This window comes from Sulfurimonas sp. HSL3-2, from assembly GCF_039645965.1.
GTDB classification, from domain to species: domain Bacteria; phylum Campylobacterota; class Campylobacteria; order Campylobacterales; family Sulfurimonadaceae; genus Hydrocurvibacter; species Hydrocurvibacter mobilis.
In genome coordinates, this window is sequence record NZ_CP147917.1 from 145015 (window position 1) to 157617 (window position 12603).

The 12603-nt window shown below is 38.2% G+C and carries 25 protein-coding genes; 18 read left to right on the forward strand and 7 right to left on the reverse strand.

Annotated features, from left to right (window positions below):
- Window positions 1–4 precede the first annotated feature (4 nt).
- The 18 genes from rpsS to infA are packed head-to-tail and all read left to right on the forward strand — an operon-like array spanning window position 5 to window position 7994.
- Window positions 5–283 (forward strand): 30S ribosomal protein S19, encoded by a 279-nt coding sequence (rpsS, locus tag WCX87_RS00755; RefSeq protein ID WP_345980137.1) that lies wholly within the window; start codon window positions 5–7, stop codon window positions 281–283.
- 2 nt (window positions 284–285) lie between these two features.
- A complete protein-coding gene (gene rplV, locus WCX87_RS00760) occupies window positions 286–603 on the forward strand; it encodes a 50S ribosomal protein L22 (protein ID WP_345980138.1) in 318 nt (105 codons plus the stop codon).
- A 2-nt stretch (window positions 604–605) separates the two neighbouring features.
- Entirely contained in the window at window positions 606–1328 is a 723-nt protein-coding gene (rpsC, locus tag WCX87_RS00765; protein ID WP_345980139.1) for a 30S ribosomal protein S3, read from the forward strand.
- 2 nt (window positions 1329–1330) lie between these two features.
- Window positions 1331–1756, forward strand: a complete 426-nt coding sequence (gene rplP, locus WCX87_RS00770; protein ID WP_345980140.1) for a 50S ribosomal protein L16 — start codon at window positions 1331–1333, stop codon at window positions 1754–1756.
- A complete protein-coding gene (rpmC, locus tag WCX87_RS00775) occupies window positions 1743–1928 on the forward strand; it encodes a 50S ribosomal protein L29 (protein WP_345980141.1) in 186 nt (61 codons plus the stop codon). Before rplP ends, rpmC begins: the two co-directional genes overlap by 14 nt.
- Window positions 1929–1937: 9 nt before the next feature.
- Window positions 1938–2189 (forward strand): 30S ribosomal protein S17, encoded by a 252-nt coding sequence (gene rpsQ, locus WCX87_RS00780; RefSeq protein WP_345980142.1) that lies wholly within the window; start codon window positions 1938–1940, stop codon window positions 2187–2189.
- Window positions 2186–2554 carry a 50S ribosomal protein L14 gene (gene rplN, locus WCX87_RS00785; protein ID WP_345980143.1) on the forward strand — a complete coding sequence of 123 codons (369 nt, stop codon included), beginning with the start codon at window positions 2186–2188 and terminating at the stop codon, window positions 2552–2554. The genes rpsQ and rplN overlap by 4 nt, the downstream gene beginning before the upstream one ends.
- Complete coding sequence (gene rplX, locus WCX87_RS00790; RefSeq protein WP_345980144.1) at window positions 2554–2784, forward strand: 50S ribosomal protein L24; 231 nt, start codon at window positions 2554–2556, stop codon at window positions 2782–2784. Before rplN ends, rplX begins: the two co-directional genes overlap by 1 nt.
- A gap of 3 nt (window positions 2785–2787) precedes the next feature.
- The gene (gene rplE, locus WCX87_RS00795; protein ID WP_345980145.1) at window positions 2788–3333 is read left to right on the forward strand and encodes a 50S ribosomal protein L5; all 546 of its coding nucleotides are present in this window, start codon (window positions 2788–2790) and stop codon (window positions 3331–3333) included.
- Entirely contained in the window at window positions 3333–3518 is a 186-nt protein-coding gene (locus tag WCX87_RS00800; protein ID WP_345980146.1) for a type Z 30S ribosomal protein S14, read from the forward strand. Before rplE ends, WCX87_RS00800 begins: the two co-directional genes overlap by 1 nt.
- A 48-nt stretch (window positions 3519–3566) precedes the next feature.
- The gene (rpsH, locus tag WCX87_RS00805; protein WP_345980147.1) at window positions 3567–3962 is read left to right on the forward strand and encodes a 30S ribosomal protein S8; all 396 of its coding nucleotides are present in this window, start codon (window positions 3567–3569) and stop codon (window positions 3960–3962) included.
- Between the two features lie 10 nt (window positions 3963–3972).
- On the forward strand, window positions 3973–4509 hold the full coding sequence (gene rplF, locus WCX87_RS00810) for a 50S ribosomal protein L6 (protein WP_345980148.1): 537 nt from the start codon (window positions 3973–3975) through the stop codon (window positions 4507–4509).
- Between the two features lie 13 nt (window positions 4510–4522).
- Window positions 4523–4879 carry a 50S ribosomal protein L18 gene (gene rplR, locus WCX87_RS00815; protein ID WP_345980149.1) on the forward strand — a complete coding sequence of 119 codons (357 nt, stop codon included), beginning with the start codon at window positions 4523–4525 and terminating at the stop codon, window positions 4877–4879.
- 8 nt (window positions 4880–4887) lie between these two features.
- Window positions 4888–5328, forward strand: coding sequence for a 30S ribosomal protein S5 (gene rpsE, locus WCX87_RS00820; protein ID WP_345980150.1), 441 nt, complete (start codon window positions 4888–4890; stop codon window positions 5326–5328).
- Window positions 5329–5331: 3 nt separating this feature from the next.
- Window positions 5332–5730, forward strand: a complete 399-nt coding sequence (gene rplO, locus WCX87_RS00825; protein ID WP_345980151.1) for a 50S ribosomal protein L15 — start codon at window positions 5332–5334, stop codon at window positions 5728–5730.
- A gap of 2 nt (window positions 5731–5732) precedes the next feature.
- A complete protein-coding gene (gene secY, locus WCX87_RS00830) occupies window positions 5733–6995 on the forward strand; it encodes a preprotein translocase subunit SecY (protein WP_345980152.1) in 1263 nt (420 codons plus the stop codon).
- Between the two features lie 2 nt (window positions 6996–6997).
- A complete protein-coding gene (gene map, locus WCX87_RS00835) occupies window positions 6998–7756 on the forward strand; it encodes a type I methionyl aminopeptidase (protein ID WP_345980153.1) in 759 nt (252 codons plus the stop codon).
- 19 nt (window positions 7757–7775) lie between these two features.
- Window positions 7776–7994, forward strand: a complete 219-nt coding sequence (gene infA / locus WCX87_RS00840; protein ID WP_345980154.1) for a translation initiation factor IF-1 — start codon at window positions 7776–7778, stop codon at window positions 7992–7994.
- Between the two features lie 56 nt (window positions 7995–8050).
- Here infA and WCX87_RS00845 read toward each other — a convergent pair whose 3' ends face one another.
- The 7 genes from WCX87_RS00845 to WCX87_RS00875 form a co-directional block, all read right to left on the reverse strand.
- Complete coding sequence (locus tag WCX87_RS00845; RefSeq protein ID WP_345980155.1) at window positions 8051–8935, reverse strand: rhodanese-like domain-containing protein; 885 nt, start codon at window positions 8933–8935, stop codon at window positions 8051–8053.
- A complete protein-coding gene (locus WCX87_RS00850) occupies window positions 8935–9234 on the reverse strand; it encodes a chorismate mutase (protein ID WP_345980156.1) in 300 nt (99 codons plus the stop codon). The genes WCX87_RS00845 and WCX87_RS00850 overlap by 1 nt, the downstream gene beginning before the upstream one ends.
- 192 nt (window positions 9235–9426) lie before the next feature.
- Window positions 9427–10077, reverse strand: a complete 651-nt coding sequence (locus tag WCX87_RS00855) for a hypothetical protein (protein WP_345980157.1) — start codon at window positions 10075–10077, stop codon at window positions 9427–9429.
- Window positions 10074–11009 (reverse strand): hypothetical protein, encoded by a 936-nt coding sequence (locus WCX87_RS00860; protein WP_345980158.1) that lies wholly within the window; start codon window positions 11007–11009, stop codon window positions 10074–10076. The genes WCX87_RS00855 and WCX87_RS00860 overlap by 4 nt, the downstream gene beginning before the upstream one ends.
- Window positions 10991–11395: a hypothetical protein gene (locus WCX87_RS00865; protein WP_345980159.1), complete on the reverse strand. Its 405-nt coding sequence runs from the start codon at window positions 11393–11395 to the stop codon at window positions 10991–10993. Before WCX87_RS00865 ends, WCX87_RS00860 begins: the two co-directional genes overlap by 19 nt.
- Window positions 11396–11442: 47 nt before the next feature.
- Window positions 11443–12231 carry an ABC transporter permease gene (locus WCX87_RS00870; protein WP_345980160.1) on the reverse strand — a complete coding sequence of 263 codons (789 nt, stop codon included), beginning with the start codon at window positions 12229–12231 and terminating at the stop codon, window positions 11443–11445.
- A 59-nt stretch (window positions 12232–12290) separates the two neighbouring features.
- On the reverse strand, window positions 12291–12602 hold the full coding sequence (locus tag WCX87_RS00875; protein WP_345980161.1) for a hypothetical protein: 312 nt from the start codon (window positions 12600–12602) through the stop codon (window positions 12291–12293).
- Between the last annotated feature and the right edge of the window lies 1 nt (window position 12603).

Below are 12603 nucleotides of genomic sequence, written 5' to 3' on the forward strand. Positions count from 1 at the left end.
TTAAATGGCAAGAAGTGTAAAAAAAGGTCCATTTGTTGATGACCATTTAATGAAAAAAGTTGTTACTGCTAAAGCAGCAAAAGACAACAAACCTATTAAAACATGGTCACGTCGTAGTATGATTCTTCCAGATATGGTTGGTATAACTTTTAACGTTCATAACGGACGTCAATTTGTACCAGTATATGTAACTGAGAATCATATCGGTTATAAACTTGGAGAATTTGCTCCAACTCGTACATTTAAGGGCCATAAAGGTTCTGTACAAAAGAAGGTAGGTTAATTATGGCTAGAGCATTATTAAAATTTATCCGTGTATCACCTATCAAATCACGTCTTATCGCTCGTGAAATCCAAGGTATGAATGCTGAGCAAGCTCTTGCTGCTTTAGAATTCACTCCAAACAAAGCGGCAAAAATTATTGCTAAAGTTGTTGCATCTGCAGTAGCTAACAGCGGTAACGAAGCAGAAGATTGTGTTATCACATCTTGCCGTGTTGATAATGGTCCAGTACTAAAACGTTTCCGTCCACGTGCTCGTGGTATGGCATCTGGTATTCGTAAACCAACAGCACATATCTTAGTAGAAGTAGAGGGTAAATAATTATGGGACAAAAAGTTAATCCTATTGGCCTTCGCCTTGGTATAAACCGCAATTGGGAGAGCCGTTGGTTCCCTAATTTTAAAAACGCTCCGGCGAATATAGGTGAAGATCACAAAATTCGTACATATTTGAAAAAAGAGCTTTACTATGCTGGTGTTTCTAACATCATCATCGAGCGTACAGTTAAACGTTTACGTGTAACTATTATCGCTGCTCGTCCTGGTATCATCATCGGGAAAAAAGGTTCAGATATTGAGAAACTAAAATCAAGCCTAGAAAGCTTAATCGGTAAACCTGTTTCTGTAAACATCAAAGAAGAGAAAAAAGCGCAAGCTTCAGCTCAACTTGTTGCAGAAAACGTTGCTACTCAACTAGAGCGTCGTGTTGCTTTCCGTCGTGCGATGAAGAAAGTTATGCAAGGTGCTCAACGTTCAGGTGCAAAAGGTATTAAAGTATCGGTTGCAGGACGTCTTGGTGGTGCTGAAATGGCACGTACTGAGTGGTATTTAGAGGGACGTGTTCCACTTCATACACTTCGTGCTAAGATAGATTACGGTTTTGCTGAAGCTCATACTACATACGGAATCATCGGTATTAAAGTATGGATCTTCAAAGGTGAGGTACTTACTAAAGGTATTCCTGCTGAAGCAAAAGAAGAGAAAAAAGAGTCACGTCGTCCAACTAAACGTGCTCCAAAACGCGAAAATAGCGGAAAGGCTGAATAATCATGTTGATGCCTAAGAGAACTAAATATCGTAAAGTAATGAAGGGTCGTAACCGTGGTTACGCTCGTAGTGGATATACACTGTCATTTGGAAGTATTGGATTTAAAGCTGTTGAAGCTGGCCGTATCAATTCTCGTCAAATAGAAGCAGCTCGTATCTCAGCTACTCGTCATATTAAACGTAATGGTAAGATTTGGATCAGAGTATTCCCTGCAAAACCATTAACTGCTAAGCCTCTTGAAACTCGTATGGGTAAAGGTAAAGGTGGAGTTGATCAATGGGTAATGAATATTAAACCAGGTCGTATTATATTTGAAATGGGTGGTGTAAACCATGATTTAGCACGTGAAGCGCTAACTCTTGCAATGCACAAATTACCATTCAAAACTAAAATCATAACTGCGGAGATGAACAATGAAATATTCTGATTTAGCAGGAAAGAGTGCAGCTGAGCTTCAAGTAATGCTTAAAGAGAAAAAAACTGAGCTGTTTACTTTGAAAATAAAACAAAAAATGATGCAATTAACTAATACTAGCGAACTTCGTGTTGCTAAAAAAGATATTGCACGTATCAACACTGCGCTTAGCGCAATGAAGTAAGGGTTGGTAATGACACATAAACGTGAAATTCAAGGTAATGTAATTAAGATATCTGGTGACAAAACTGTATCTATTCTAGTAGAACGTCGTGTAATGCACCCGAAATATCACAAAGTTGTTAAACGTTTCAAAAAGTACCTAGTACATGATGAGCGTAACGAACTTAAGGTTGGTGATGAGATCATAGCGGCTGAATGTCGTCCATTATCAAAAACTAAATCTTATAGATTGAAAAGCATTGTATCAGGAGCGCAGTTATGATTCAAAGTTTTACTCGTCTTAATGTTGCGGATAATACTGGTGCAAAAGAGATAATGTGTATCAAAGTACTTGGCGGATCTAAAAGACGCTACGCTACTGTTGGTGATGTTATCGTTGCTTCAGTAAAGAAAGCTATACCGACTGCTAAAGTTAAAAAAGGTGCGGTTGTTAAAGCTGTAGTTGTTAGAACTAAAAAAGAGGTACATCGTGAAAACGGTTCACTAATTCGTTTCGATGATAACGCAGCTGTTATCTTAGATGCAAAACGTGAGCCAATTGGTACTCGTATTTTCGGACCAATCAGTCGTGAAGTACGTTATTCTGGTTTTATGAAAATCGTATCTCTTGCGCCGGAGGTTGTGTAATGGCAAAATTTAATTTCAAAAAAGGTGATACTGTAGAGATCATCGCTGGTGACGATAGAGGCACTAAAGCGGAAGTTCTAGCAGTTATGCCAAAGAAAAACAAAGTAATTGTACAGGGTTGTAAAATAGCTAAAAAAGCTATCAAACCTACAGAAGACAATCCAAAAGGCGGCTTTTTAAATAAAGAGATGCCAATTGATGCGTCAAATGTACGTAAAGTGGAGGCATAATTCATGGCACGTTTAAAAGAAAAATATCTTTCTCTAAAACCAGAGTTACAAAAAGAGCTTGGAATCGAGAACGTAATGAACGTTCCTGCGGTTGAAAAGATCATGATAAGTGTTGGTGCTGGTTTTGCAATGAAAGACAACAAACTTATTCAAAACATAGAAGATACTATAACAGCAATCGCTGGACAACGTGCTACTACTGTAATCGCTAAAAAATCTGTTGCAGGTTTTAAAGTACGTGAAGGTATGCCGGTTGGTGTTAAAGTTACATTACGTGGTGAAAACATGTATAACTTCCTTGACCGTTTAATATCTATAGCTCTTCCACGTGTGAAAGACTTCCGTGGTGTTGCTCGTAACGGTTTTGATGGTCGTGGTAACTACAACTTTGGTTTGCAAGAACAACTAATCTTCCCAGAAGTTAGTTATGATTCTGTAATGCAAATCCATGGTATGAACATCACAATTGTAACTACTGGTTCAGATGATAAGCATGCATTTGCTTTATTAGCTAAACTTGGTATGCCTTTTGCAAAAGGAAGAGAATAATGGCTAAGAAGTCGATGATCGCGAAAGCGAAAAGAACTCCTAAATTCAAAGTTCGTGGTTATACACGTTGTCAGATCTGTGGTCGTCCACACTCTGTACTTCGTGATTTTGGTATTTGTCGCGTTTGCTTTAGAAAAATGGCAAATGAAGGGTTAATCCCAGGCGTTAGAAAGTCTAGCTGGTAATCATCAGCTGGAAACTTCTTACTGCTTAATAGCAACAAGGAAAATTAAATGATTAATGATTTAATCGCAGATGCGTTAACTCGTATCCGTAATGCAGCTATGCGTAGACTTGATGTAACAACTTTAGTTCACAACAAATCAGTTGAAGCATTAGCAAACATATTAGTAGAAAAAGGTTATATTGAAAGTTGTAACGTTGTTGAAGACGGCGTTAAAAAAACTATCAATGTTGTTTTAAAGTATGATGAAAATGGTAAAACTGTAATCAACGAACTTAAACGTGTATCTAAACCAGGTCGTCGTGTTTATAAACCGGCATCTGAGATCAAACGTTTCAAAAACGGTTACGGAACAATCATAGTAAGTACATCAAAGGGCGTAATTTCTAACGATAAAGCTATGGAGCTTAACGTTGGCGGTGAAGTTCTTTGTACAGTATGGTAGGAGGTAGAAGATGAGTCGTATTGGAAAAAATCCTGTAGAATTTTCTTCAGATATCAATGTTAAAGTTGATGGGCCTGTTATCACTTTTACAAAAGGCAAAAACAGTGTTGATCTAGATACTAAAGGAAATGTTGGTATCGCTGTTGAAGGTAACACTTTAACTTTTAGTTCAAACTCTGATGCTCGTGAAGACCGTGCATTTTGGGGAACATACCGTGCATTAGCGGCAAACATCGTAACTGGTTTAACAACTGGATACACTAAATCTTTAGAGATCAATGGTGTTGGTTACCGTGCTGCTGTTAAAGGTAATGTACTAAACCTACAACTTGGTTTTTCTCATGACATCGATTTCCCGATTCCTGCTGGAGTTGAGATCACTGTCGATAAAAACGTTATTACTGTAAAAGGTATAGACAAACAACAAATCGGTCAAATATGTGCTGAGATCCGTGCATTCCGTCCGCCAGAGCCTTACAAAGGTAAAGGTGTTAAATATGTTGGTGAAGTTATCGTGCGTAAAGCCGGTAAAACTTCTAAGAAATAAGGGAGGTAGATAGATGAATGCTAAAGTTATGAAACAGAAATTGGCAAAGCGTATTCAACGTAAGCGCCGTATCCGTTCAAAAATATCTGGTGATACTACACTTCCTCGTGTTTCTGTATTCCGTTCAAATAGATATTTGAGTGCACAAGCTATTGATGATACTAATTCAACAACATTGGCGGCTATTCACTCAAAAGCAAATGGTCTTCGTGCAAACAAAGACGGTGCTGCTGCGTTAGGTGCTGCATTTGCTGCGACACTTAAAAAAGCTGGTATCACTGCAATTGTTTTTGATCGTAATGGTTACCAATATCACGGCGTTGTAGCTGCGTTTGGTGAAGCACTTCGTGCAAACGAAATTAAGTTCTAGGGGTCATGATGGAAATCAATAGAGAAGATTTTGAAGAATCAATCGTAAATATTGGTCGTGTGACCAAAGTTGTTAAAGGTGGTAGACGCTTTCGTTTTACTGCACTAATCGTTGTCGGTAACAAAAACGGTACTGTCGGTTATGGTGTAGGTAAAGCTAAAGAGGTTCCAGACGCTATTCGTAAAGCTGTTGATAATGCATTTAAAAACTTAACTACTGTTAAGATTAAAGGTTCTACAATAGCTCACGATATTGAGCATAAATATAACGCTAGTCGTGTTCTTTTGAAGCCAGCTTCAGAAGGTACTGGTGTTATCGCCGGTGGAGCTGCTCGTCCAGTTCTTGAGTTAGCGGGTATCCAAGATATCTTGACTAAATCAATCGGTTCAAACAATCCAAATACTTTGGTACGTGCTACAATCGAAGCTCTATCAAAAATTAAAGGATAATAAATGGCATTAGAAAACTTAACTCCTGCTGCTGGTTCTATTTCTAACAGAAAAAGAATAGGCCGCGGTCAAGGAAGTGGTACAGGTAAAACTGCCGGTAAAGGTAACAAAGGTCAAAAAGCTCGTACAGGTTACAGTAGAAAACGTAACTTCGAGGGTGGACAACAGCCTTTAGCTCGCCGTCTACCGAAAATCGGGTTTACAGTACAAAACCAAAAACCATATGTAATCAATGTAGAGCGTGTAACTGCTGTTGCTGAGCTTGCAGAGATCACTATGGAAACTATCCGTTCTGTACATAAACTTGGAAAATCTGTTGTTAGAGTGAAACTAGTTGGTTCTACTGCTAAAGATTTAGCATCTAAAATCAAAGACGAAAACGTTTTAACTACAGGTAAATAATTGTGAACAAAAATCTCGTAAATAAGATACTTATTACGGTTGGTTTTTTATTCATATACCGCTTACTGGCATACGTGCCAGTACCTGGTGTTGATGCATCTGTCATCGCCTCTTTCTTCGATAACCACAGCAATGATGCTTTAGGTCTTATGAATATGTTCAGTGGTAACGCTGTTCAACGTCTGTCTATTATCTCTCTTGGAATCATGCCTTATATTACCGCTTCTATTATTATGGAGCTTCTTGCGGCGACATTCCCTAACCTGGCTCAAATGAAAAAAGAGCGTGACGGTATGGTGAAATATATGCAGATCATTCGTTATGCGACTATCGTAATCACAATCGTTCAAGCTATCGGAGTAAGTATAGGTTTACAAAGTATGACTGGACCAAGCGGAAATAGTGCTATCTTAATAGATCATAACACATTCCTTTTATTGTCTGCAGTTTCTATGCTTGCCGGAACTATGCTTCTTATGTGGATAGGAGAACAGATAACTCAAAGCGGTATCGGAAACGGTATATCTTTAATTATCTTTGCTGGTATCGTATCAGCTATTCCTACTGCTATAGGACATACATTTACAATGATCAATACAGGTGAGATGAGTTTTATCACTCTTATCGCTGTTGTTGCTCTAATCCTTGGAACAATAGGTGTAATCATATATGTTGAGCTTGGAGAGCGTCGTGTACCTGTTACATACGCTAAAAAGACTATGATGCAAAATCAAAACAAACGTGTGATGAACTATATTCCGATCAAAGTGAATCTATCAGGTGTTATTCCTGTTATCTTTGCTAGTGCGATACTTATGTTTCCGATGACAGTGCTTTCAAGCAGTCAGAATCCTACAGTACAAGCAGTAGCGGATTTCATGAGTCCTGGTAGTTACTTCTTTGAATTTTTAACATTTTTGTTTGTTGTGTTCTTTGCGTTCTTTTACTCATCGATCACATTCAATGCAAAAGATATATCTGAGAATTTAAAACGTCAAGGCGGCTTTATCCCTGGTATCCGTACCGGTGAAGCAACTAAAAACTTTTTAAATACGACAGCTAGCAACCTTACTTTTACAGGTGCTCTTTACTTAGGTCTAGTGGCGACACTGCCTTTTATGATCATCAAAGGTATGGGTGTTCCGTTTTACTTCGGTGGAACGGCAGTACTGATCGTTGTTCAAGTCGCACTTGATACGATGAGAAAGATTGAAGCTCAGATATATATGAGTAAATACGAAACTCTAAGCGCGGTTGGCTTGTAAAAATGGCAATTGCTCTTAGAAAACCTCAAGAGATAGAAAAACTTCGAGCCGCTAACAAGATTGTTGGCGGCGCTTTAAAACTTCTTCAAGAAAATACAAAAGTCGGAATTTCATTAAAAGAGTTAGATGCTATGGCTGAAGATTATATCAGAAGTCACGGTGCAAAACCATCTTTTAAAGGTCTGTACGGTTTTCCAAATGCCGTGTGTACATCTTTAAATGAGGTTATAATTCACGGGATCCCGTCTGACTATAGACTGCAAGAGGGTGACACTATCGGCTACGATATCGGCACTGAACTTGACGGTTATTTTGGAGATGCAGCGATCTCTGTCGGTGTTGGCAAGATAAGTGCAGAGGACGAGGCGTTGATCGCATGTGCGAAAGACAGCTTGTATTATGCTATTGAAAACATCAAAGAGGGGATGCGTTTTAAAGAGTTGTCTCTTTTACTTGAGAACTTTATACTCGATAGAGGCTTTGTTCCTCTAAGAAATTTTTGCGGTCACGGTATCGGCAAAAAACCTCATGAAGAGCCAGAGATTCCAAACTATCTTGAGGGAGGCAATCCCAAAGCTGGTCCAAAAATCAAAAATGGTATGGTTTTTTGTATAGAACCGATGATATGTCAAAAAGAGTCAAAGCCTATTATCTTAGATAACGGCTGGGATGTAGTTAGTACCGACGGTTTACGCGGTTCACATTATGAGCATACTGTCGCTGTAGTTGGTGGCAAGGCTGAAATTTTATCTCTACCATAAGAGAAACAAGGATTTAAAGATGGCAAAATCAGATGTTATCGAGGTTGATGGCAAGATTGTTGAAGCTTTACCAAATGCAACATTTCGTGTAGAGCTTGATAATGGTCACATTATCTTGTGTCATATCGCTGGAAAGATGCGTATGCACTATATAAAGATATTACCGGGTGACCGTGTAAAACTAGAACTAACTCCATACAGTCTAGATAAAGGTCGTATTACTTATAGATATAAGTAATTGTTACTCCTTACATGTAAGCTTTTATACCCAAAAGGCACTTTGCATGTAAGGTCTTACTTCTTAAATAGTTCCCACTTAAAACGCTCCATCGGAGTATCATCACTATTTCCCCACTCCCTTAACGAAGCATCATAGAGTTTAGCATTTTTAAAACCCAGATGACTGTAAAGAATATACCAGTTCATAGAAGCCTGTAACCCACCGGTACAGTAAAGTATCACTTCATCATCACTGTTTAGTCCGTATCCGGTTAAAAAGATCTCTTTTAGTTCATCATCAGAGCGCAGAGTCTCATCTTTTAAAAACTTATCTCCCCAAAAACTCGACATAGCACCTTTAATGTGTCCTGCACGTTTTACACCTTTTGAAAGTGCTGTCCCATAGTATAGACCGGTCGGACGTGCATCTAGCATAGCGACTTTGCCTATGCTGTTTTTTACATAGTCAATATCGACTAGGATATTTGGATTGTATTCTGCTGTAAAGTTCCCTTTACGTGCAGAGACAGTGTCTGTTGACGATAAAAGATTGCTTTGGAATGTCCATGCCAAGTATCCGCCGTCTAAAATAGATATATTTTTCGCACCGTTTACTATAAGGGCGAGTGCGACATAGCTCTCTTGCAGGAGTTCTTTTTCATTACCGTGTCCATATATTACTATCTCAGAATCATTATTTATACCGAGTGATTGAGCCAGTTTTTCTATCTCATTTGAGGATTTCATGATCTGGTATGAGCCGACTTTATTTCTAAATTTTGCAATATCTACCTGCAGGGCATTATTTATGTGCCCTTTTTTATATGTTTTATAGTCAGTAACGTCTAGAAGAACTAAGTTTGAGTCGTTTATCTTTTGTTGAAGTTCACTTACGGATATGAACCCCTGTGATGCGAAAAGAGTGAAAGAAAAAAATAGTAATGCTAAAAATAGCTTCATTAAAATTTACCGCCGTTTCTAAACTCTGCTATCTCAGATTCAACCATCTCGTTGATCATGATCTTGTAGAGTTTAGATATAAGGTTTGGAGAAAGATTAAGCGAAAGGGCTTTACTGCGTACTTTTTGTATAACGGCATCGACGCGTTCTGGAGCTTTTACCTCTTCGACACTCTCTTTAAAAGAAGCTGCTTGATGAATATAGCGGTTTCTTTTTGCTATGAGTTCGACAATTTGATCGTCCAGTTTATCTATCTCTTCTCTTACCTCTTCGAGTGAAGAACATTGTTTAATACTCATTTTTAATCCTTGATTAAGCTATTTATGAAAATATGGACTTTAACGGTATCTTATCCGATAAAATATAAAAAAAACTGTAAAAAGATATATTATTTTTTTTATTAACACTACTGTAACTATTTTTGTGTAAAATTTTACTAATCCTTAAAATTCAAAGCTTGATCTAAAAGTGATACGTCCCCAATATCACTTTTAGTGATTTAAGATTTTCAACTTCTTATTTATCAGATCCCTTTCAGTAGAATCAGTTACTTTTGTCTCATAAAACTTCATCCAGTTTATTACAGCTTTTTTATACCCGTAAAATGATGCTTCATCGATGATATTTTTTATACTTTTGGGATCCAAATACTCTCTGATCAAAGAAGCAGCTACCATCTTCGAGACTATGTCATCCATCTTCTCTAACTCTTTTTGAGCATTTATATACTCTTTTTTCTGTACATATTCTGAAAAGTCCTGATACCTTGACGGCAGATTTTTTATATCATCTTTGGTGATCTTGTTTTGTAAGAATAGGGAGTAGCTGCGGAGTTCATCGGATGTTACAAGATCATCTAACTCTTTGTACTTCTTACAGTCGTCATCTTCTAAAACGCTTACATGTAAGGCACATTCACTGAGATAAATCCTCGCTAGTGTATTTAGGTCTGCACTTTGTTTTGCATATTTTACGGCACGTTTCATATCTGTGTTTGCCAGATTGTCTTCACCTTTGAGATAGTATTTTTTATAGCTCTCATAGGCGTTGATGCTATTTATCTGCCAATCATTTTTTGGTGTCGTAAAAGAGCAGGCACTGAGTAAAAGAAGGCTGCATGCAAGGAGGATATATCTTATCATGGTAGCACGACCTCGCTTTTTTTATCGTCTTGGAGCAGGGCGTCTACTTTGTCCATTACTTTATTTGTCTTGTCGATGCCTATCACTATCTGCTCTTTTATAGTTGTCAAGTCTTTGTTGTAACCGCCGACAGCCTTTACAGTACCGTCTAGTGTTTTTAGTTTTTGCTGTATGTCTTTCATGATGATGTTTAGGTTTTTTAGTGCTTCGCTGGAAGGTTTCACTATACTGTCGTCAAGTCCGCCCATGATCTTGTCTAGTTTGATGCTGATCTCATGGATCTGCTTCATAGTCTTTTGTGTGTCGTTTAAAGAAGCTATAAGCGCATCGGTACTGTTTTGATCACCTGTTATGCTTGTAAGCAGCGATTTATTGTGTGCAATACGGCTCGTGAAAGTATCGATGTTCTTCATCGTATGCACAAGTTCACCGCTATCGCTTGAGAGCCTTGAGGTGATAGCTTCGATATTGTCGATGATCTTGATCATCTTCGTGATAGCAGGTTGAAGTTTTGTGATCATATCGTTGATATCGTCGCTTTCTAACAGTTCTAAGGTCGAGTTTGGTTTTAAAGGGGTGTTGCCTACTGTTGTCAAGACTTCTATATGCGGAGATCCGATAAGCGGTTTTACCAGCAGAAGCATAGAGTAGTCGCAAACCCATTTGCTGTTTTCTTTTGCGACTGAAAACACAAGATGGACATTGCCGTCATCGGTGAGTTTTATGTCATCGATAGTTCCTATGTCAAAACCGGAATATGAAAGAGGCATACCGACTTTAAACGGAGCCGCACTTGCAGCATAAAAGTTATAGCTGTATCTTTTTTCAAAAGCGCCTTTCTCTTTTAAGATAAGGTAGAAAAAAATGGTTAAAACGCTTATAAGAAGAATAACGAAGATACCGACTGCAAGCTTCATCCGACTATATTGCATGAATCTCCCTCGTAATTTGACTGATTGTTTTTCATATCTACTATTATTATATCTTTTTTTATGTCCAGTTTATAGATAATTTCCGCTATATCTTTTATACTGGTCAGTGTCGTGATAAAGCTAAAGGGTGTGACGATCACGATCCTTTTACAGTCACCTACCATCGCACGCAGCAGCATGGCGCAGAAGATCTCGAACTCACTGCATTGGGGAGCTCTTTTATGAGCTATATCCTCCAATGAGATGAGTTTTAAAAGCTCTAATGCTTCCGCTTCTGCTTTTACCACCTGTTTATGGGCATGAACCTCTTGTATAATGGCGATGTTTTCTATGATATCAAGGTTTGATATAAGAGGGATATGCTCTTTGATTATAGTCGCATCCAAAAGCGAGTTTACATACTCTTCCAGTTCACTGTAATGATGAAACAGTTTTATATTAATTGCAGAAGTAATGATAACACCTCGATAAAAAAGATAGCGATAAAGAGCTTAACCATACCGTTTAAGACGGAGATAGGGATGGCACTGTAACTTTGCAGGGTTTTTAATCCGCTGTATATGGGAATAAGCATGATAACAAATCCGAATGCAGCACTCTTTGCGACCAGGACAACTAAGTCTTTGACTTCGATGGCGCTGATAAGCATCTTGACATAGGAGTTCATATCCATTCCCATATAAAACAGTGTAAAAATGTACCCGCTGCTCAGCATGATGATCGCAAATATCAGGGAGAGTGAAGTGACACTTATCATCCCGGCAAATATTCTCGGGATAAAAAGATAGTCGATAAGATCGATCTTAAAATGCTCAAGTGTCGCTAGTTCATGGTTTACTTTCATAACTGCTATCTCAGTGTTTACGGCCGTACTTGAGCGAAGTGAGATAAGAAGGGCGGTAAAAAACGGGGCAAACTCATCAAGTGTGAAGTTGATGATAATGGAACCTATCTGGTCTTGAAGAGAGTACTCAAATGCTAAAGAGACGACGAAACCGATAATGATAGAACCAAATAAAAATGCTAAAAATATGAAAAAAGGGATGATCTCGACGGCGGTAAAGTATATCTGTTTTGTGAGTACCATGATCATCGCAGGATTGTAGCTTTTTGGTCTTAACATATGGACCATACAGATGACAGCAAATTTCATCGCCTCATAAATCGACGAACCGCCTCTTATAGTACTGCTACCGATCTTTTCTACAAAATTTACAATCACTTTTATACACCTTTGTATAATTATGCTCTACTTTACCTTAGAATAGCGAAAAATCAGTGTTAGTAAAAGAGCCAGATAAGCAGACCGAAACCTATACTTAAGTTGAGCCAGCTGACGCCGTCTTCAAACATCATGACAAGAAGTTCATAATAGTACTGCATCTGTGTACTGTTTGGTTGCAGAAGTTGTGCATTCGCATACGCTGTTATATCTGTTCCGTAAAAAAATGCGATCACTTCAGGCAGTATAAAAAAGAGTACGACTCCTAAAAATCCCCATATAGTTTTTTGAGGCTTCATCGAAACTATCGCTTTTTTAGTAGCAGGATTCTGTGCTATTTGTCTGGCTTTTGCTTTTAGTCTTTGTTTCATC